This is a genomic window from Klebsiella sp. GB_Kp056 (assembly GCF_040064755.1).
In the GTDB taxonomy this organism is placed as follows: domain Bacteria; phylum Pseudomonadota; class Gammaproteobacteria; order Enterobacterales; family Enterobacteriaceae; genus Klebsiella; species Klebsiella quasipneumoniae.
In genome coordinates this window covers 23,170-42,401 of the sequence record NZ_JBEAJA010000065.1, presented here as the reverse complement: position 1 = coordinate 42,401, position 19,232 = coordinate 23,170, and the positions used below count along the sequence as shown (strand labels likewise).

Annotated in this window: 23 protein-coding genes; 9 read left to right on the top strand and 14 right to left on the bottom strand. The window is 58.0% G+C overall.

What is annotated here, in order from left to right:
• The first annotated feature begins 65 nt into the window (after positions 1 to 65).
• Entirely contained in the window at positions 66 to 623 is a 558-nt protein-coding gene (locus ABLV52_RS22780) for a YtfJ family protein (protein WP_348890954.1), read from the top strand.
• On the opposite strand, the gene cysQ is transcribed toward ABLV52_RS22780, so the two are convergent.
• Complete coding sequence (gene cysQ, locus ABLV52_RS22775) at positions 613 to 1,356, bottom strand: 3'(2'),5'-bisphosphate nucleotidase CysQ (RefSeq protein ID WP_023291737.1); 744 nt, start codon at positions 1,354 to 1,356, stop codon at positions 613 to 615. The two genes, ABLV52_RS22780 and cysQ, sit on opposite strands and share 11 nt — an antisense overlap.
• 192 nt (positions 1,357 to 1,548) lie before the next feature.
• Between cysQ and cpdB the strand changes: the two genes are divergently transcribed.
• On the top strand, positions 1,549 to 3,492 hold the full coding sequence (cpdB, locus tag ABLV52_RS22770) for a 2',3'-cyclic-nucleotide 2'-phosphodiesterase (RefSeq protein ID WP_348890953.1): 1,944 nt from the start codon (positions 1,549 to 1,551) through the stop codon (positions 3,490 to 3,492).
• 128 nt (positions 3,493 to 3,620) lie between these two features.
• Here cpdB and ABLV52_RS22765 read toward each other — a convergent pair whose 3' ends face one another.
• On the bottom strand, positions 3,621 to 3,992 hold the full coding sequence (locus ABLV52_RS22765; RefSeq protein ID WP_032429258.1) for a helix-turn-helix domain-containing protein: 372 nt from the start codon (positions 3,990 to 3,992) through the stop codon (positions 3,621 to 3,623).
• Positions 3,993 to 4,082: 90 nt separating this feature from the next.
• Between ABLV52_RS22765 and ABLV52_RS22760 the strand changes: the two genes are divergently transcribed.
• From ABLV52_RS22760 to ytfE, 4 genes are all read left to right on the top strand, one after another.
• Positions 4,083 to 4,931: an SDR family oxidoreductase gene (locus ABLV52_RS22760; protein WP_023291734.1), complete on the top strand. Its 849-nt coding sequence runs from the start codon at positions 4,083 to 4,085 to the stop codon at positions 4,929 to 4,931.
• Positions 4,932 to 5,009: 78 nt separating this feature from the next.
• The gene (locus tag ABLV52_RS22755; protein WP_023291733.1) at positions 5,010 to 5,834 is read left to right on the top strand and encodes an AraC family transcriptional regulator; all 825 of its coding nucleotides are present in this window, start codon (positions 5,010 to 5,012) and stop codon (positions 5,832 to 5,834) included.
• 75 nt (positions 5,835 to 5,909) lie between these two features.
• Positions 5,910 to 6,881, top strand: a complete 972-nt coding sequence (locus tag ABLV52_RS22750; RefSeq protein ID WP_044525189.1) for a DMT family transporter — start codon at positions 5,910 to 5,912, stop codon at positions 6,879 to 6,881.
• Between the two features lie 82 nt (positions 6,882 to 6,963).
• Positions 6,964 to 7,626, top strand: a complete 663-nt coding sequence (gene ytfE / locus ABLV52_RS22745; protein ID WP_048296476.1) for an iron-sulfur cluster repair protein YtfE — start codon at positions 6,964 to 6,966, stop codon at positions 7,624 to 7,626.
• A 104-nt stretch (positions 7,627 to 7,730) separates the two neighbouring features.
• Here ytfE and cycA read toward each other — a convergent pair whose 3' ends face one another.
• Positions 7,731 to 9,134 (bottom strand): D-serine/D-alanine/glycine transporter, encoded by a 1,404-nt coding sequence (gene cycA, locus ABLV52_RS22740; protein WP_023291730.1) that lies wholly within the window; start codon positions 9,132 to 9,134, stop codon positions 7,731 to 7,733.
• A gap of 305 nt (positions 9,135 to 9,439) precedes the next feature.
• Positions 9,440 to 10,060 (bottom strand): FKBP-type peptidyl-prolyl cis-trans isomerase, encoded by a 621-nt coding sequence (fklB, locus tag ABLV52_RS22735; RefSeq protein ID WP_002886687.1) that lies wholly within the window; start codon positions 10,058 to 10,060, stop codon positions 9,440 to 9,442.
• 219 nt (positions 10,061 to 10,279) lie between these two features.
• Here fklB and ABLV52_RS22730 point away from each other — a divergent pair, with 219 nt between their 5' ends.
• The gene (locus ABLV52_RS22730; protein WP_023291729.1) at positions 10,280 to 10,954 is read left to right on the top strand and encodes a LysM-like peptidoglycan-binding domain-containing protein; all 675 of its coding nucleotides are present in this window, start codon (positions 10,280 to 10,282) and stop codon (positions 10,952 to 10,954) included.
• A 108-nt stretch (positions 10,955 to 11,062) separates the two neighbouring features.
• Here the strand turns inward: ABLV52_RS22730 and rplI are convergent, their stop codons facing one another.
• From rplI to rpsF, 4 genes are read right to left on the bottom strand one after another with little or no spacing between them, the layout of a single operon-like run.
• The gene (gene rplI, locus ABLV52_RS22725; protein ID WP_004206464.1) at positions 11,063 to 11,512 is read right to left on the bottom strand and encodes a 50S ribosomal protein L9; all 450 of its coding nucleotides are present in this window, start codon (positions 11,510 to 11,512) and stop codon (positions 11,063 to 11,065) included.
• A gap of 41 nt (positions 11,513 to 11,553) precedes the next feature.
• The gene (rpsR, locus tag ABLV52_RS22720; RefSeq protein ID WP_000135199.1) at positions 11,554 to 11,781 is read right to left on the bottom strand and encodes a 30S ribosomal protein S18; all 228 of its coding nucleotides are present in this window, start codon (positions 11,779 to 11,781) and stop codon (positions 11,554 to 11,556) included.
• A 4-nt stretch (positions 11,782 to 11,785) separates the two neighbouring features.
• Entirely contained in the window at positions 11,786 to 12,100 is a 315-nt protein-coding gene (gene priB, locus ABLV52_RS22715) for a primosomal replication protein N (protein WP_002885722.1), read from the bottom strand.
• A 5-nt stretch (positions 12,101 to 12,105) separates the two neighbouring features.
• On the bottom strand, positions 12,106 to 12,501 hold the full coding sequence (gene rpsF / locus ABLV52_RS22710) for a 30S ribosomal protein S6 (RefSeq protein ID WP_008807174.1): 396 nt from the start codon (positions 12,499 to 12,501) through the stop codon (positions 12,106 to 12,108).
• 341 nt (positions 12,502 to 12,842) lie between these two features.
• On the opposite strand from rpsF, the gene ABLV52_RS22705 reads away from it, so the two are divergent.
• Positions 12,843 to 13,118 (top strand): DUF1471 domain-containing protein, encoded by a 276-nt coding sequence (locus ABLV52_RS22705; RefSeq protein ID WP_004206463.1) that lies wholly within the window; start codon positions 12,843 to 12,845, stop codon positions 13,116 to 13,118.
• 149 nt (positions 13,119 to 13,267) lie between these two features.
• A complete protein-coding gene (locus ABLV52_RS22700) occupies positions 13,268 to 14,461 on the top strand; it encodes an MFS transporter (RefSeq protein WP_348890952.1) in 1,194 nt (397 codons plus the stop codon).
• Between the two features lie 63 nt (positions 14,462 to 14,524).
• Here the strand turns inward: ABLV52_RS22700 and ABLV52_RS22695 are convergent, their stop codons facing one another.
• The 6 genes from ABLV52_RS22695 to ulaA are packed head-to-tail and all read right to left on the bottom strand — an operon-like array spanning position 14,525 to position 18,934.
• Entirely contained in the window at positions 14,525 to 15,211 is a 687-nt protein-coding gene (locus ABLV52_RS22695; RefSeq protein ID WP_348890951.1) for an L-ribulose-5-phosphate 4-epimerase, read from the bottom strand.
• The gene (locus ABLV52_RS22690; protein WP_348890950.1) at positions 15,211 to 16,065 is read right to left on the bottom strand and encodes an L-ribulose-5-phosphate 3-epimerase; all 855 of its coding nucleotides are present in this window, start codon (positions 16,063 to 16,065) and stop codon (positions 15,211 to 15,213) included. The genes ABLV52_RS22695 and ABLV52_RS22690 overlap by 1 nt, the downstream gene beginning before the upstream one ends.
• 9 nt (positions 16,066 to 16,074) lie before the next feature.
• Positions 16,075 to 16,725 carry a 3-keto-L-gulonate-6-phosphate decarboxylase UlaD gene (gene ulaD / locus ABLV52_RS22685; protein ID WP_023291725.1) on the bottom strand — a complete coding sequence of 217 codons (651 nt, stop codon included), beginning with the start codon at positions 16,723 to 16,725 and terminating at the stop codon, positions 16,075 to 16,077.
• 13 nt (positions 16,726 to 16,738) lie between these two features.
• Positions 16,739 to 17,206: a PTS ascorbate transporter subunit IIA gene (ulaC, locus tag ABLV52_RS22680; protein WP_348890949.1), complete on the bottom strand. Its 468-nt coding sequence runs from the start codon at positions 17,204 to 17,206 to the stop codon at positions 16,739 to 16,741.
• Positions 17,207 to 17,215: 9 nt separating this feature from the next.
• Entirely contained in the window at positions 17,216 to 17,521 is a 306-nt protein-coding gene (gene ulaB / locus ABLV52_RS22675) for a PTS ascorbate transporter subunit IIB (protein WP_023291723.1), read from the bottom strand.
• A 12-nt stretch (positions 17,522 to 17,533) separates the two neighbouring features.
• Entirely contained in the window at positions 17,534 to 18,934 is a 1,401-nt protein-coding gene (gene ulaA, locus ABLV52_RS22670; protein ID WP_348890948.1) for a PTS ascorbate transporter subunit IIC, read from the bottom strand.
• Positions 18,935 to 19,232 lie beyond the last annotated feature (298 nt).

Genomic DNA, 19,232 nt, shown 5'->3' with positions numbered 1-19,232 from the left:
CGCACTTATCATTAAACGAGACCAAGTGGTCGGATCACCTGCACAAAAATGATTAAGGATTCCGCATGACCCTACGTAGCATACTGGCCGCCTCGTTACTCCTCTTCCCGCTGCTGGCCTCAGCGCATAACTTTGTCGACGGCCAGCGCGTGGAGCCGGTCGGCGTCGCGGATCGGGGCGAACTTATTCTGGATAATGATAAGTTTAGCTATAAAAACTGGAATAGCTCGCAGCTGGTGGGAAAAGTGCGAGTCATCCAGCACATCGCTGGTCGCTCGTCAGCAAAAGAGAAAAATGCCAACCTGATCGAGGCGATTAAAGCGGCGAGCTTCCCACACGATCGCTATCAGACCACCACCATTGTCAATACCGACGATGCCATCCCGGGCACCGGCATGTTCGTACGCAACAGTATCGAGAGTAATAAACAGCTCTTCCCGTGGTCGCAATTTATCGTCGACAGCAACGGGCTGGTGCGGAAAGCCTGGCAGCTGGACGAGAAGAGCTCCGCGATTGTGGTGCTGGATAAGAGCGGGCGCGTACAGTGGGCCAAAGACGGCGCGCTCACCCAGCAGGAGGTGCAGCAGGTGATCGACCTGCTGCGTAAGCTGCTTAATAAATAGAGACCCGGAAGCCGGGGTTGAGGAAGGATTCACGCGGCGTGTAGTCGAGGGTTTTCCCCTGCCAGTCGTGAACATGCGCCCCGGCGGCGACCGCGACCGCATGGCCGGCGGCGGTGTCCCAGGTGCTGGTCGGCCCGAAGCGCGGATAGAGCTGGGCCTGACCTTCCGCCACCAGGCAGAACTTCAGCGAGGAGCCGATAGAGGTGGTCTGGTGCTCGCCCAGCTGCTCAAGGTACTCCTGCAGCTCCGGATCGTTGCCATGGGAGCGGCTGATCACCACCAGCGGCGGACGGGCATCGCGGACCTGGATCTGCTTGCGCACGCCGCACTCTTCTTTCCAGGCTTTGCCTTTTTCCGCGCTGTACATCACCTTCATCACCGGCGCGTAGACCACGCCCAGCGTCGGCTTGCCGTTTTCAATCAGCGCGATATTGACGGTGAACTCGCCGTTACGCTTAATAAATTCTTTGGTGCCGTCCAGCGGGTCGACCAGCCAGTAGCGCTGCCAGTGCTGACGCACTTCCCAGGCCGGCGGGTCCTCTTCCGACAAAACAGGAATGGTGGCATCCAGCGCCTGCAGGCCGCTGACAATGACTTTATGCGCCGCGATATCCGCCGCCGTGACCGGAGAATCATCTTTCTTGCTGGCGACGTTGATCGGTTGGTTTCCATCGTAAACTTCCATGATGGCATCGCCCGCGTTCCGTGCAAGCTGACATACTTGTTCTAACATTCTCCACCTCGTCTGGTTACAGTGGCGTTAACTCGTTGTTTTATTTATATCGCATCACCGCAAGTTCCGCTATCTGTGATAACGATGGCGGTTTCGCTGCCCACTTTTCTGGCAAGATTCACATTTCTGTAAGCAACAGAATATAAATACATTTTCTTCTGTGCTATCGCTCATAAAAAAAGGACGCCTCTGATGATTAAGTTTAGCGCAACGCTCCTGGCCACGCTGATCGCCGCCAGCGTCAGCGCCGCAACGGTCGACCTGCGGATCATGGAAACCACCGATCTGCACAGCAATATGATGGACTTTGACTATTACAAAGATGCCGCCACGGAGAAATTCGGCCTGGTGCGTACCGCCACCCTGATCGAACAGGCGCGGGCAGAAGCGAAAAACAGCGTACTGGTAGATAACGGGGATGTGATCCAGGGGAGCCCGCTGGGCGACTACATGGCCGCCAGGGGGCTGAAAGAGGGCGATGTTCATCCGGTGTATAAGGCGATGAACACCCTGAATTATGCCGTCGGCAACCTGGGCAACCATGAATTCAACTACGGCCTCGACTTCCTGCACAAAGCGCTGGCGGGGGCGAAATTCCCCTACGTGAACGCCAATATCATCGATGCCAAAACCGGCAAACCGCTGTTCACCCCCTACCTGATTCAGGATACCCCGGTTCAGGACAGCGACGGTCAATCCCACACCCTGCGCATCGGCTATATCGGCTTTGTGCCGCCGCAGATCATGACCTGGGATAAAGCCAATCTTAGCGGCAAAGTGACGGTCAACGACATTACCGAAACCGCGCGCAAATATATCCCGGAGATGCGGGCGAAAGGCGCTGACGTGGTCGTAGTGGTCGCGCACTCCGGCCTCTCCGCCGACCCGTATCAGGCGATGGCCGAGAACTCGGTCTACTACTTAAGCCAGGTGCCCGGCGTTGACGCCATCATGTTCGGCCACGCCCACGCGGTGTTCCCCGGCAAAGACTTCGCCAACATTAAAGGCGCGGATATCGCCAGAGGGACGCTGAACGGCGTGCCGGCGGTAATGCCGGGAATGTGGGGCGATCACCTCGGGGTGGTCGATCTGGTGCTGAACAACGACAGCGGAAAATGGCAGGTGACTCAGAGTAAAGCGGAAGCGCGGCCAATCTACGACGCGGTGGCGAAGAAATCGCTGGCGGCGGAAGACGGCAAGCTGGTGGCGGTGCTGAAAGCCGATCACGACGCCACTCGCGAGTTCGTCAGTCAGCCGATCGGCAAGTCCGCCGACAACATGTACAGCTATCTGGCGCTGGTGCAGGACGACCCGACGGTGCAGGTGGTCAACATGGCGCAAAAAGCCTACGTCGAACACTACATTCAGGGCGACCCGGACCTGGCGAAACTGCCGGTGCTCTCCGCCGCCGCGCCGTTTAAAGTCGGCGGGCGTAAAAACGATCCGGCGAGCTTCGTGGAAGTGGAAAAAGGCCAGCTCACCTTCCGCAACGCCGCCGACCTCTATCTCTACCCCAACACCCTGGTGGTGATGAAGGTCAGCGGGAGGGAGGTCAAGGAGTGGCTGGAGTGCTCCGCCGGGCAGTTTAACCAGATAGACCCGGCCAGCAGCAAGCCGCAGTCGCTGATCAACTGGGACGGCTTCCGCACCTATAACTTCGACGTGATTGACGGGGTGAACTACCAGATCGACGTCAGCCAGCCGGCCCGCTACGACGGCGAGTGCCAGATGATCCATCCGCAGGCAGAGCGCATCAAGGGCCTGACCTTCAATGGCAAACCGGTCGATCCGCAGGCCACTTTCCTGGTCGCCACCAATAACTATCGCGCTTATGGCGGTAAATTCGCCGGCACCGGCGAAAGCCATATCGCCTTTGCCTCACCGGATGAAAACCGTTCGGTGCTGGCGGCGTGGATTGGCGCGCAATCGAAGAAGGATGGCGCGATCCATCCGGCGGCGGATAACAACTGGCGCCTGGCGCCGATCCACAGTAAGACACCGCTGGATATTCGTTTTGAGACCTCGCCTGGCGACAAAGCCGCGGCGTTTATCAAAGAGAAAGCCCAGTATCCGATGCGCCAGGTGGCCGCCGATGATATCGGCTTCGCCATTTATCAGCTGGATTTGAGTCAGTAATGCCTGTTCCCCGGTGGCGCTGCGCTTACCGGGGCTACAAACCGGAGCTGACGGGTAGCCCGGATAAGGCGCCAGCCGCTATCCGGGTACATCTCCCCGGTGGCGGGGCTACAGGGAGTGATACATTTTCACTCCCCGTGGCTCGCCAGCACCGCGGGCAGATTAACCTCGATCCAGTCCGCCAGGGCGGCCACCTTATCGCTCACCTGCAGACCGAGCGGCGTCAGGCTATATTCAACGTGCGGCGGCACCACCGGATAAGAGACGCGGTCGATAAAACCATCCTGCTCCAGGGCCTGCAGCGACTGCGCCAGCATCTTTTCGCTGACCCCGCCCATTTTGCGCCGCAGATCGCTGAAGCGATGGGTCCCCTCGCGCAGCGCCACCAGAATCAACACGCCCCAGCGGCTGGTGACATGTTTAAGCACATCGCGCGACGGGCACTGTTCCGCAAACAGATTGCCGTTGCGCAGTTTATCGCTCAGCGTCGGTTCGGCCATTTTCATACTTACCTTTTTGTACGTACTTACTAAAAGTTAGTTAAGGTGTTAGCTTACCACAACTGCCAATAAACACGAAGGAGAAGCCCCATGATCGCCCTTACCGGTGCCACCGGCCAGCTTGGCCACTACGTTCTGCAAGACCTGCTTAAAACCGTTCCTGCCAGCCAGATTGTGGCGATTGTCCGCAACCCGGCCAAAGCCCAGGCGCTCAGCCAGCAGGGCGTCGTCGTCCGCCAGGCCGACTATAGCGACGAAGCGGCATTGACCGCCGCGCTGCAGGGCGTGAATAAACTGCTGTTAATCTCCTCCAGCGAAGTCGGCCAGCGTGCCGTACAGCACCGTAACGTCATCAACGCCGCCAAAGCCGCTGGGGTGACATTCATCGCCTATACCAGCCTGCTGCACGCCGACACTTCGCCGCTGGGCCTGGCCGCAGAGCATATTGAAACCGAGCAGATGCTGGCCGACTCTGGCATCGCTTACGCCCTGCTGCGCAATGGCTGGTATACCGAAAACTATCTGGCCAGCGCGCCGCCGGCGCTGGAGCACGGCGTGTTTATCGGCGCCGCCGGCGAAGGTAAAATTGCCTCCGCTACCCGCGCGGATTATGCCGCCGCGGCCGCCCGCGTTATCGCCGGTGAAGGCCATGCAGGGAAAGTTTACGAACTGGCGGGCGATAACGCCTGGACGCTGAGCGACCTGGCTGCCGAGCTGAGCACGCACAGCGGGAAAAACGTGGTCTATCAGAACCTCAGCGAAGCCGACTTCGCCGCCGCGCTGAAAAGCGTCGGCCTGCCGGCGGGTCTGGCGGATATGCTGGCGGACTCCGACGTCGGCGCCTCGAAAGGCGGGCTGTTTGACGACAGCCACACCCTGAGTACATTGATCGGCCGTCCGACCACTTCCCTTGCCGAAAGCGTGAAAGGCATGCTGTAACCGCCCCTCTCAGCTTTTGCGGTTGCGTCCCGGCGGTTCCTCTCTCATATTGAAGAGATCAACCGTCGGGAGGCAGGCATGCAGGGCGTACCACCCCAATTTAGTGATGAAAAAGATCGTGCGCGCTTTCGCCATCTCGAACAGCTGCCCGGGGTGGAGCTTTACCACGCCCATATCTCCCGCTACGCCTTTGAACCCCATACTCACGAAGCCTTCGGCATCGGCGTGATTGAGCAAGGCGCCGAGCGCTTTCGCTACCGTGGCAGCCAGCATATCGCCGCCGCCAACGCTATTGTCACCATGAATCCCGACGAGCTGCACACCGGCGAAGCGGAAACCGCCGACGGCTGGCGCTACCGGATGATTTATCTGGAGCCGGACCGTCTGGAGGCCATCACCGGGGTGCGCGACTGGTGGTTCAGCGAGGTGGTCCGCGAGGATCCCCTGCGGTCCCGGCGGATTGGCCAGCTAATATATGGCCTGTGGCACAGCGACGATGCGCTGGCCCAGCAGGGAATGCTGCTCGACCTCATCGACACCTTCCGCCCTCTGGCCCACCATGCCTCGGCGCAGGGCGAGACAGGACATCGCTTCGACCGCGTGCGCGACTACCTGCACGATAACTATATGCGCCCCATCACCCTCGACGAGCTGGCTCAGGTGGCGGCGCTTAGCCCGTACCACTTTCAGCGCCAGTTTAAAGCCCACTATCATGTGACGCCCCATCAGATGTTGATGGCCATCCGCCTGTGGCGCGCCAAGGCGTTTCTCACCCACGGCATGCCCGCCGCCGAAGTGGCGATAGCCGTCGGCCTTACCGACCAGTCTCACCTGACCCGCGCCTTCACCCAGCGTTACGGCATTACGCCGGTACGCTATCAGAAGCAGGTCGCCAGGCGCTGATGCGCAATCTCATACAATATTCCCGCCCGCCCTCCTTCTACACTGCAGACAACAGTGATGACAATGGATGCAATGATGATTAGTGGTGTGTTGTACGCCCTGCTGGCGGGGCTGATGTGGGGATTAATCTTTGTCGGGCCTTTGCTGGTGCCCGAGTATCCGGCGATGCTCCAGTCGATGGGACGCTATCTGGCGCTGGGTCTGATCGCCCTGCCGCTGGCATGGCTCGGGCGCGCGCGTTTGCGCCAACTGAGCCGGAACGACTGGTGGACCGCGCTGGGTCTGACGATGATGGGAAATCTTATCTATTACGTCTGTCTGGCCAGCGCCATTCAGCGCACCGGGGCGCCGGTCTCCACCATGATTATCGGCACGCTGCCGGTGGTATTGCCGGTCTTCGCCAATCTGCTCTACAGCCAGCGCGACGGAAAGCTGCCGTGGCGGCGCCTGTTTCCGGCGCTGGTCTGCATCGCCGTCGGCCTGATCTGCGTTAACGTCGCGGAACTGCGCCAGGGGCTGCCTGATTTTAGCCCGTGGCGCTACGGATCCGGCATCGCGCTGGCGCTGGGGTCGGTGGTCTGCTGGGCCTGGTATGCGCTGCGCAACGCCCGCTGGCTGCGGGAGAATCCGCATCAACCGCCGATGATGTGGGCTACCGCTCAGGCGCTGGTGACGCTTCCGGTTTCGCTGGCCGGTTATCTCGCCGCCTGCGCCTGGCTGCACGGTCAGCAGGCCGGGTTCCCCCTGCCCTTCGGCCCGCGCCCGGCGGTGTTCATTACGCTGATGCTGGCCATCGCGGTGCTCTGCTCATGGGTCGGCGCGCTGTGCTGGAATATTGCCAGTCAACGGTTGCCGACGGTGATTCTCGGGCCGCTTATCGTTTTCGAAACCCTGGCCGGGCTACTGTATACCTTTCTGTTGCGGCAAAGTTTACCACCGCTGCTGACCCTGAGCGGTATCCTGCTGCTGGTGCTCGGCGTGGTCTCCGCCGTACGCGCCAGGCCGGACAAACCGACGTTGCAACCGCTGACGCACGAAAAAAAGTAGCTGGGCCCTCTTAAGGGGTATTCCCTCGCCATAAAGATGCATTTAAAATGCATCTTATATTCCTGATGACGAGGTAACTGCTATGGCTTTCCGTGACCAACCTTTAGGCGAGCTGGCGCTGTCCATCCCCCGCGCCTCCGCCCTGTTCCGTCAATACGATATGGACTACTGCTGCGGCGGCAAACAGACGCTGGCGCGCGCCGCATCGCGTAAAGCGCTGGATGTCGCGGTGATCGAAGCCGAGCTGGCGAAACTGGCCGAGCAGCCCGTCACCCACGACTGGCGCGCGGCGCCTCTCGCGGAGATTATCGACCATATCATAGTTCGCTATCATGATCGGCACCGCGAACAGCTGCCGGAGCTGATCCTGCAGGCCACCAAGGTGGAACGGGTCCATGCCGATAAACCGAACGTGCCGAAAGGGCTGACGAAGTACCTGACCATGCTGCAGCAGGAGCTCTCCAGCCACATGATGAAAGAGGAGCAAATCCTGTTCCCGATGATCAAACAGGGGATGGGCGCCCAGGCCGGGGGCCCCATCAGCGTGATGGAAAGCGAGCATGACGAAGCGGGTGAACTGCTGGAGGTGATCAAACATATCACCCATAACGTGACGCCGCCGCCGGAAGCGTGCACCACCTGGAAAGCGATGTATAACGGTATCAACGAGATGATTGACGATCTGATGGAGCACATCAGCCTGGAAAATAACGTGCTGTTCCCGCGTGCCCTCGCAGGAGAATAACGAAAAAGGCGCCCGCAGGCGCCCTCGACATTGTCCGTCTTATTTGGCCACTCCGGGTGGCCTTTTTTATGACGGTCCGTTGCAAGCAACGTTAAAATGCTCTTTTATTTCGCCAGACGCTTTTTGCCGGCAAACAGCCAGCCCGCACCCAGCAGAACGAACCACAGCGGGGTGACCATCAGCGCTTCACGGGTGTCATCTTCGAGGGTCAACAGCACCAGTACGAAGACGAAGAAGGCCATGCACACCCAGCACATTAATTTGCCCAGCGGCATCTTATATTTGGACTTCTCGTGCAGCTGCGGACGCTTTTTACGGTAGACCAGATAAGAGCAAAGGATGATGGTCCAGACGAACATGAACAGGATCGCCGACACCGTGGTGATCATGGTGAACGCGGCGATCACGCTCGGGTTGACCATCAGCATCACCACACCGCCCAGCAGGCACATGCAGGAGAAGGTTAAGCCCTTCGCCGGCACCGCACGCTTCGACAGCTTGGCGAACATCTTCGGCGCCTGACCATCCTGCGCCAGACCGAATAGCATACGGCTGGTGGAGAAGACACCGCTGTTGGCCGATGAGGCTGCGGAAGTCAGCACCACGAAGTTAATCAGGCTCGCCGCCGCCGGCAGACCGACCAGCACGAACAGCTCGACGAACGGGCTCTTGCTCGGCACCACGGAGCTCCACGGCGTCACCGACATAATCACAATCAGCGCGAAGACGTAGAACATAATGATACGCAGCGGGATGGAGTTAATCGCCCGCGGCAGGGATTTTTCCGGGTCTTTGGTTTCGGCCGCGGTGGTACCGACCAGCTCAATCCCCACGAAGGCGAATACCGCAATCTGGAAGCCGGCGAAGAAGCCGCTCAGCCCTTTCGGGAACCAGCCGCCGTCATTCCACAGATGCGCGAAAGAGGCTTCGACGCCGGTCGGCGATTTGAAATGCATCATGACCATCACCAGGCCGACCACGATCAGCGCCACGATGGCGACGATTTTGATCATCGCGAACCAGAACTCCATTTCGCCAAACATTTTGACGGTGGCAAGGTTCAGGCCCAGCAGCAGCAGGATCACCGCCAGCGACGCGACCCAGTCGGAGAGTCCGGGAAACCAGAACTGCGCGTAGGCAGTGATCGCCACCACGTCCGCCATCCCCGTCACCACCCAGCAGAACCAATAGGTCCAGCCGGTAAAGTAGCCCGCCCAGGGGCCCAGCAGATCGGCCGCGAAGTCGCTGAAGGATTTATATTCGAGGTTCGACAGCAGTAATTCGCCCATGGCTCGCATAACGAAAAACAGCATAAAACCGATAATCATATAAACAAAAATAATGGATGGCCCGGCAAGGCTGATGGTTTTGCCAGAACCCATAAATAATCCAGTGCCGATCGCCCCGCCAATTGCAATCAGCTGAATATGTCGGTTTGTGAGATTTCGCCGTAGCGATTGTTCAGTCGGCTCCTGCTCGACAGCAGCGACTTTAACCTGATCTACCATGTGATTTCTTCCTGTTGTACCTGTCTGTGTTGTTCAGGCTCTGATGGCCTGTCGTCTGTCATTAACCCCAGCAAGGGCTAGTCGATATTAGGTAAGAATCGGAGGGATGAATACTATGATTTAGATATAATGTTAATTTTATGTTTAAAGTGAGTGTTATATCACTCATCTAAAGCGAAATAGCTCACAAAAATACACCCATACGCGATGAATGCAAAACATAATTCCAATTAATTTTTAACTTAAGGATTTTACGCTATTTTTGTGGCTTCCCCCGCCGCCGGGGAAGAGGAAGCCTCTGCTGTTTAGATAATATCCAGCAGTTCAACTTCGAAGATCAGAGTGCTGAACGGAGGAATCGACGCGCCAGCGCCGCGCTCGCCGTAGGCGAGGTTGTGCGGGATGGTCAGTTCCCATTTGGAACCTACCGGCATCAGGGTCAGCGCTTCAATCCAGCCGCCGATTACGCCGGTCACCGGGAACTCTGCCGGTTCGCCGCGGGCGACGGAGCTGTCGAAGACGGTGCCGTCGATCAGTTTACCGGTGTAGTGCACGCGTACGCGGTCGGTACGGGCCGGGATCGGGCCTTCGCCCTGGGTCAGCACGCGGAACTGCAGACCGGACTCGGTGCTGTTCACACCCTCTTTCTCGCGGTTTTCATCAAGGTATTTCTGGCCGTCAGCGGCCATCGCCTGGAAACGCTCGCGACGCACGGCGTCGGCGCGCTCGTGGATTTCACGCAGCGCACGGTGGACGGCTTCTACCGGCACCTGCGGCTGGTTACCTTCCAGCGCATCGGCGATACCCGCCACCAACGCTTCCGGCAGCAGCCCCTGCAGGCCGGATTCGCTCAGCTGTTGTCCAACCTGCAAGCCGATACCGTAACTTGCCTGCGCTTCGATAGTGTCAAAAGTTGGGGTTGCCATCTTTGTTCCTTTTTTGGGTGATAAACATCAAGAGAAAAGCGTCCGGAAGCATAACAGCCATAGCGAAATGGGTAAAACTTTGTCGGCGGATGATGACAAATCTCAGCGAAAAAGAAACAATAGGCGGCATCAGGTTAACTTCACTTTGTTCCGGTCATCAGGACGTTAGCCATCTATACTCATAGGCAGGATAAAAATATGCGGAGCAGGAGGAAAGCCATGCCCGGGCGCTTTGAACTGACATCTACCCTGGCGAAAATCTGGCACGCCCCGGATCATTTTCGCCTCCTGGACCCACTGCCCCCGATGCACCGCCGGGGAATTATCGCTGGCTTCCTGTTGGTGATTATTGGCATTCTGCTTCCCTCAGACGATAGCCAAAACCCGGCGTCCACCAGCCGTGAAGCAAACCTGAATCTGCAGTCGCAGTCCCAACCGCAAGCTGGCGGCAATCAGGCCGTTCCGCTGCCGCCGATCACCAATACGCCTACCGTGAGCGATGCCGACCAGATGGCGCCGGTCGCCCCGGAGCCGATTCAGGATGAGCAGCCGGATCAGGCGCAGACGCAGCAGCCCGCCGCCTCCCAGCCCTATCAATCCTCATCGCAGCAGTCCGCGCCGGGCATTGAGCAGCAATGGCGGACCTATCGCATCGAGTCAGGCAAAACCCTGGCCCAGCTGTTCCGCGATCATGGGCTGCCGGCCACCGACGTTTACGCCATGGCGCAGGTTGAAGGCGCAGGTAAACCATTAAGCACGTTGCAGAGCGGACAGACGGTGCAGATTCGGCAGAACGCCAACGGCGTGGTCACCGGGCTCACTATTGATACCGGCAACGGCCAGCAGGTGCTGTTTACCCGCCAGTCGAACGGCAGCTTTGTGCGTGCGCGCTAGCAGCGAAGACGACAGCGAGCGTTACGCCGCCGCAAAATGAAAGGCGCTAAAAAGCAAAACGCCGGCACAAGGCCGGCGATTTGTTGTTACCAGAACGTCAGAGGCCGATTACTCAGCAACCACGTTGATGATAACTTTAGCGAATACTTCGCTGTGAACCTGGAAGTCCACTTCGTGCTCGCCAACGTTACGCAGAACGCCGTTCGGCAGGCGAACTTCGCTCTTAGCAACTTTAACGCCTGCTGCAGTGACAGCGTCAGCGATGTCGCGAGTACCGATGGAACCGAACAGTTTACCTTCGTCGCCAGCTTTAGACGCGATGGTTACGGATTCCAGGGCGTTGATCTGCGCAGCACGAGCTTCAGCAGCTGCCAGAACGTCAGCCAGTTTGGCTTCCAGTTCAGCGCGACGTGCTTCGAAGAATTCAACGTTTTTCTTGGTAGCAGGAACAGCTTTACCCTGCGGGACCAGGAAGTTACGAGCATAGCCCGCTTTAACGTTAACCTGATCACCCAGGCTACCCAGGTTTGCTACTTTATCAAGCAGAATAACTTGCATTACCTTATCCTCTCAAAGTCGTATTAATGGACCGTGACCGATTACTGATGACGATCAGTGTACGGCAGCAGGGACAGGTAGCGAGCGCGTTTGATAGCGCGAGCCAGCTGACGCTGGTATTTTGCACGGGTACCGGTGATACGGCTCGGGACAATCTTACCGCTTTCGGTGATGTAGTTTTTCAGCGTAGCGATATCTTTATAGTCGATCTCTTGAACGCCTTCCGCGGTGAAACGGCAGAACTTGCGACGACGGAAATAACGTGCCATATGGCTAGTCTCCAGAATCTATCAATTCAATCTGCTCGGCATGCAGAACCATTTTGCTCAAGCCGTTCTTTGCCTTATGGCAAGAGATGAACCCTCGAACGGTTACTGCGCTACCGACCGTTATACTGTGAGTAATGGCCTGGTTCTCGTGACCGCTAATAATAACGGGCATCTGACACCATGCCTGCCGGTGAAAACCGGCTTCCTCCTGCACTGAACGATGCTCAAGCACGAACTGGCAGTGAGGAATTCCTGACGGGCTGACCTTACGAAGTGGAGTCCTGCAAATAATGCCGGACAGCTCCAGACGGTTGGTCATCAGGATTACTCTTCAGAATCCCCAGCTTCAGAATCATCTGCGGTTTCGTTGGCGAAATCTTCGCGACGCTCACGGCGCTCGTCTTTCGCTTTAACCATCGGAGATGCTTCGGTAACAGCGTGCTTAGTACGCATTACCATGCTGCGGATAACGGCGTCGTTGAAGCGGAAGTTAGTTTCCAGCTCATCGATCGCTTCCTGCGGCGCTTCAACGTTCAGCAGAACGTAGTGAGCTTTGTGCAGTTTGTTGATCGGATAAGCCAGCTGACGGCGGCCCCAGTCTTCCAGACGGTGGATCGTACCTGCTGCTGCAGTGATTGCACCAGTGTAACGTTCGATCATGCCCGGAACCTGTTCGCTCTGGTCAGGATGGACCATAAAAACGATTTCGTAATGACGCATCGAATTGCTCCTTACGGATTATTCAGCCTCCTGTCTGGGTCAGCCGCGGCCCATGGAGGCAAGGAACGTGTTAAAGGGCGGCTGAAAAATTGACGCGTCATTCTAATGGCGGCCCCCCAGGAACACAAGCGCATTTGCACAAATAATTCGCACTAAGCGCCAAGTGGCGCTAAGTGGGTGATTTAAAATTAACCAGCAAAGGAAGCGGCATTTTTTTGAACAACTGCATCAGAAAAGGTCGCGATACGCCGTTCAATCAGCGATTACACTTAAATCAGAAACCCAATGACCACAGGAGAGCCCCGAGTCAGCGTCAGGACTGTCAGTCAGGAGCGTAGTATATGAAACTGAAAATCATCGCCATGATGGCTGCGCTTTTCTTCAGCGCCAACGCGTTGGCAGCTATCCAAATCACCGAACGACAGGCCCGCAACATGGACGATGTGCAGAGCCTCGGCGTTATCTATATCAATCACAATATGGCCACTGAGCACGAGGCCGAACAGGCCCTTAGCCAGCTGAGCGATGCGCAGGGGGCGAAATATTTTCAGCCCATCCTGATGCACGAACCCGAAACCAACGGCCCGCTTCGCGCCAGCGCGGTGATTTACCGCTAACGCCAAGTCAATTCTTCGCCTCTCCTCGCGAGGGGCGAAGCAAGGCCAGCGGCTAAACGCAATTGAGAATTATTTTATAAACCAACTTATCAGCGTCATCGCAACCTGATTTAATCAGCCACTCGCCATTTGATATTCAGGAGTGATTGATGGTTCCGCGTTTCGCCACCTTAGGCCGCATCCCCAAAGGCGTTTGGGTACTCGGCGGCGTCAGCCTGCTGATGGATGTGTCGTCCGAGATGATCCACAGTCTCTTACCGCTGTTTATGGCCACCACCCTCGGCGCCAGCGTGATTATCATCGGTCTTATCGAGGGGCTGGCGGAAGCCACCGCCCTGATCCTGAAAATCTTCTCCGGCGCGATCAGCGACTACGTCGGTAAGCGCAAAGGGCTGGCGCTGCTGGGCTACGGCCTGGGCGCGCTCAGCAAGCCGCTGTTTGCCATCGCCCCGACCGCCGGCGTGGTGTTTAGCGCCCGCATGATCGACCGCGTAGGCAAAGGCATTCGCGGCGTGCCGCGCGACGCGCTGGTCGCCGACGTCACCCCACCGGAGATCCGCGGCGCCGCCTACGGGCTACGTCAGGCGCTGGATACCGTTGGCGCCTTTCTCGGCCCGCTGCTGGCGGTGCTGCTGATGTTTATCTGGGCCAACGATTTTCACGCTATATTCTGGGTGGCGGTTATTCCCGCCGTGCTCTCTATTCTCCTGCTGGGTTTTGGCCTGCAGGAGCCAAAATCCGCCATCGACCATAAACGCAGTAATCCGCTGAAGCGCGAAAATCTGCAAAAGCTCTCCGCCGCCTACTGGTGGGTGGTCGCCATCGGCAGCATCTTCACCCTCGCCCGCTTCAGCGAAGCCTTTCTGGTGCTGCGCGCCCAGCAGATGGAGATCCCGCTGTTTACCATTCCGCTGGTAATGGTGGCGATGAACCTGGTCTACAGCGTTACGGCCTACCCGTTCGGCAAGCTCTCTGACAGCATGAGCCACAGCAAACTGCTGCAGTGGGGACTGCTGGTGCTGATCCTCGCCGATATCGTGCTGGCCCTCAGCGCCCACTGGAGCACGCTGCTGGTCGGGGTCGCGCTGTGGGGAATTCATATGGGGATGACCCAGGGGCTACTGGCGGCGATGGTCGCCCATACGGCGCCGCCGGCGCTACGCGGCACGGCGTTCGGTATGTTCAACCTGATGAGCGGCCTGGCGCTGTTGCTGGCCAGTACCGGCGCAGGCGTGCTGTGGGAAACCTTCGGCGCCGCTTCGACGTTTTACGCTGGCGCGATAATTTGCGTGGTCACGCTCATCGGCATGCGCGCTATGCCGTCGGCTTATCGTCAGGGCTAAAAAACGGCTCCGGGGCCAGACCAGTTGCTTCACCATGACGGTGAAAGCCCCGGAGCGCGTCGTTTACTTCTGCCCGTAGTAGGCGTTCGGCCCGTGTTTACGCAGAAAATGTTTTTCCATCAGCCAGCTGTCAATCGGCTGCAGCCGCGGATTAATGCCGCAGGCAATCCACGCCATGCGCGCCACCTCTTCCATCACCACCGCGTTGTGCACCGCCTCGTGGGCGTCTTTCCCCCAGGAGAACGGCCCGTGCTGATAGACGACGATCCCCGGCGTATGCAACGGGTTTGCCTCGCCCAGCGTTTCGATAATCACCTTCCCGGTGTTCAGCTCGTAGGCCTCATCCACCTCCTGCGCGCTAAGCGCCCGGGTGCAAGGGATATCACTGAAAAAGTAGTCCGCATGGGTGGTGCCGAGCGCCGGGATCGCCAGCCCCGCCTGCGCCCAGGCGGTAGCGTGCGTCGAATGGGTATGCACCACCCCGCCAAGGCCGGGATAACGGCGATAGAGCGCCAGATGGGTAGCGGTATCAGAGGAGGGACGCCTGCGCCCTTCCACCACGTTGCCCTGCAGATCGACCACCATCATGTCATCGACGGTCATGGCGTCGTAGGCCACGCCGCTGGGTTTGATCACCACCAGCCCGCGCTGCCGGTCAATCGCGCTGACATTACCCCAGGTGAAGGTCACTAGGCCGTAACGGGGCAGATCCCTGTTGGCCTCGAACACCTGCTGTTTCAGTTGTTGCATTACGCCGCCTCCATCAGTCCGGCGCGGACCATCCGCGCTTTCACCCAGTCGCGCGCCTTCGCCACCTCCGCTAGCGGATCCGCGCTGGTTTCGCTCCACATCTCAATCAGATACGGGCCGCAGTAGCCGGTCTGTTTGAGGGTTTCGAAGCAGCGTTCAAAATCGACGACCCCTTCGCCGAACGGCACGTTTTTAAAGACGCCGGGTCGGGTATCTTTGACGTGCACCGCCACGATGTGCCCCATGCCGGCCTGCAGCTCCATCTGGACGTCGTTATCCCACGCCGACAGATTGCCGATGTCAGGATAAAGCTGAAACCATGGATTATTCAGGTAATGGGCGTAACCCAGCGCTTTGCTGATCGAGTTCATCAGCGGGTAGTCCATAATTTCCATCGCCAGGGTTACCTGGGCCCGGCTGGCCATCTCGACGCTCTCTTTCAGACCATCGCGAAAGCGACGCCGCGTCACATCGTTCGCCTGCTGGTAATAGACGTCGTAACCTGCCAGCTGGATCACCCGGATCCCGACATCCTGCGCCAGCTGGATGGCTTTGCGCATGATTTCCAGCCCCTGACGACGCACCGCGTCGTCTTCGCTACCCAGAGGAAAACGGCGATGGGCGCTCAGGCATATTGATGGCACCCGGACGCCGGTTTCAGCCACCGCCTTGACAAGCGCCAGACGCTGCTCCGGGCTCCAGTCCAGCCGCGCAAGACGAGCGTCCGTTTCATCGAGGGACATTTCCACAAAATCAAAGTCCAGCGCTTTCGCCAGCTGCAGCCGCTCCAGCCAGCACTCCCCGGCGGGGAGTGCTTTTTCATAGATGCCAAGCGGAATTTGTTTCGCCAACATAGCCGCTCCTTAACCCCACAGCTGGGCGATAGAGCGTTTAAACTGGCGCGCCGCTTCCACCGGCGAAGCGGCATCGCGGATGCTACGCCCGGCAATAAAGACGTGGATGGGGATGCCGGCGAACAGCGGCAGGTCTTCCAGCGCCAGGCCGCCGGTGACGGTCACTTTGAAGCCCATATCGGACAGACGCTTAATCGCGCTGATATCCGCCTCGCTCCACGCCACGCCCGCCGCCTGCGCGTCGCGGCTGCGGTGGTAAACTACCTGCTGAATGCCCGCCTCGCGCCATGCCTGCGCCTGCTCCCAGGTCCAGAAGCCGGTTAGCTCAATTTGCACATCGCCGTTGAACTCTTTGGCGACATCCAACGCCCCTTTGGCGGTGTTGATATCGGCGCAGCAGATCACCGTGACCCAGTCGGCGTTGGCTTCAAAACACATCCGCGACAGGATCTTACCAGCGTCAGCGATTTTGGCGTCCGCCAGCACGATTTTATGCGGATACAGCGCTTTCAGATCGCGCACCGCGCGCACGCCTTCCCCGACGCAAAGGATAGTGCCGACTTCAATGATATCCACCTCTTCGGCGATCAGACGGGTGGACTCGTAGGCGCTGGCCAGCGTTTGGTTGTCCAGTGCGACCTGCAACATAGGTAATGACATGATAGTGTTCCTTTTAAACAGCCGCCGCGGTGGCGTTTTTAATTAAATCCAGCACTTCCTGCTCGCTGCGGCAGGCGCGTAAACGGTCGAAATTGGCTTCATCATCAAACAGGTTAACGATCTGCATGATCCCCACCTCCTGGTGGGTGGTGGCGTCAACCGCCGCCATGGTGATCAGAATGTCGACCGGGTCGTTATCTTCATGGTTGAAAATCAGCGGTTTTTTCAGGGTCACTAGCGCAAAACCGGTTTTCCTGACGCCCTCTTCCGGCCGCCCATGCGGCATCGCCAGCCCGGGGGCAATCACAAAATAGGGGCCGTGCTCGGCCACGCCGTTGAGAATGGCCTGGTAATAGCGCGGTTCCACGACGTCGGCGGCCACCAGCAGATCGACGCCGATTTTTATCGCCTCCTGCCAGGTTTCCGCTTCCGCCTGCAGGCGGATGGAGTGGTTCTGCGCCAGCGATTCATGGAGTTTCATGGCCGCTCCTTATTTCACGTCCTGCGGGAAGTGAGTTTTAATCACCTCCAGCAGCTTGGGACCGAAATCCGCCGGCGAAAGCATGTTACGCACGCCCACCACATGTTTATTACCGGAGACGGTAATCTCCCCCGCGATATGGGTTGAAGCGATGATGATATCCGCGCCGTTCAGCTCGCTTTTGTATTCACCTACCGCGCAGCTGTTTACCGTGTGGTCGATGTTGGATTGCGTCAGGAACTGGTCCACCTTCATTTTCATGATCATGGAACTGCCTTGCCCGTTACCACACACAGCCAGAATACGTACGGTCATAATCAGAACTCCTTATTGGGCAGAGGCCTCTGCCAGTTGTTTTTCCGCGTCTTCCTCGGCACGCAGCGCGCGGCCGGCGAAGAACATATAAGCCAGTGCAATCAGGATGATGACGGCCATAAACGCCAGTCCGACGGAGGCGAAGCCCTGCATCATCGGCGGTGCCAGAATCGACCAGTCCGCCATTCCCATCCAGGCGCTCATGCCAGTGAGCTTCACTGCCCATACGCAACCGAAAATTTCAACCATGCCCATCACCAGGCAGATCTTGAGCGCCGCGCGCCAGCCGCCAAAGTGGTTGGCAAAGACGCCAATCGTCGCGTTGGAGAAGAACATCGGAATGAAGCCTGGAATAATCAGAATCGGGGAGCCGACGCCGACCAGAATGCCGACGGCAATCAGCTGACCGATGGTGCCCCACATAAAGCCCCACACCACCGCATTCGGCGCGAAGCTATAGATGGCGGCGCAGTCGATCGCCAGCACCGCCCCGGGGATCAGGCGCTGCGAGATACCGTTGAAGGCTTCGGACAGCTCGGCGACGAACATCCGCACGCCCTGAGTGATGATGAAAATCGCCACCGCGAAGGAGAAACCGGTCTGCAGGATATAGACCGTCCAGTGGGTTTTACCCGCCATCGCCTGCACCACGTCAATGCCGAAAGAGAGCAGGATCGCACCGAAGAAGACGGTCATCACAATCGCGGTGGAAACGATGTTGTCGTGGAAGATGTTCAGCCAGCCAGGCAGCTTGAGGTCTTCGACGCTCTCCTCTTTTTTCCCCAGCCAGGGCGCCACTTTGTAGGCTATCCACGAGGCGAACTGCTGCTGGTGCCCGATAGAGAAGCCGCAGCCGTCGGTGACCAGCTGAGTAGGCTTGTACATCATATTGGAGGTAATGCCCCAGTAGAGTGACACCAGCACCGCCGTGCAGATGATGGTGGTCCACATGGAGTAGCCGAAGATAAACAACGAGACGGCAATCAGCCCCGCCTGCTGAAACATGATATGGCCCGTCAGCATGATGGTGCGGATGCCGGTAATCCGGCGCAGCAGGACGTAACAGATGTTCAGGGCCAGCGCCAGCAGCACCGCGTAGCCCACCCAGCTATAGGCCTCGCCCATCCGGTCGATGGTCGCCATCATCGAGGCATAGGTGTCAGAGATGGCGCCGTTAATGCCGTACACCTCTGACATTTTCGCCACCACCGGTTTAAAGGTGCTGGTGAGGATGCCGGAGCCGGCTTGTAACAGCATGAAACCGATAATGGTTTTGATGGTGCCTTTGATAATCACGCTGACGCTTTTACGCAGCAGGATATAGCCCAGGCAGGTCACGATACCCAACAGCAGCGGGGCATTGGTCATCACCTGATTAAAGAAAACGGTAAAGATGTTGTAGAGGATTGCCATAACACACTCCCGATGGTGAAGGCGCTGAACGCGCCTTACGTTCAGCATTTCTCGCCGCCCACTCTAATAATCAAAAATAATCACAACAAGATTGAATTTGATTAAATGTGACGCACACCGCAATAAACCTTTCCTTCGTTCAGGTTATTTCGATTCATTTATATCGAAACGCAAATAAACATTTCAAATCATAGAGATAAAAATTAAATAAAGGCGCGTAAGCTGCGGAAAAGGCGGGAGAATATGCGCGTCAGCTCGCAAAACCAATGGAAAACATGATTGCAATCCTGGAAGTACA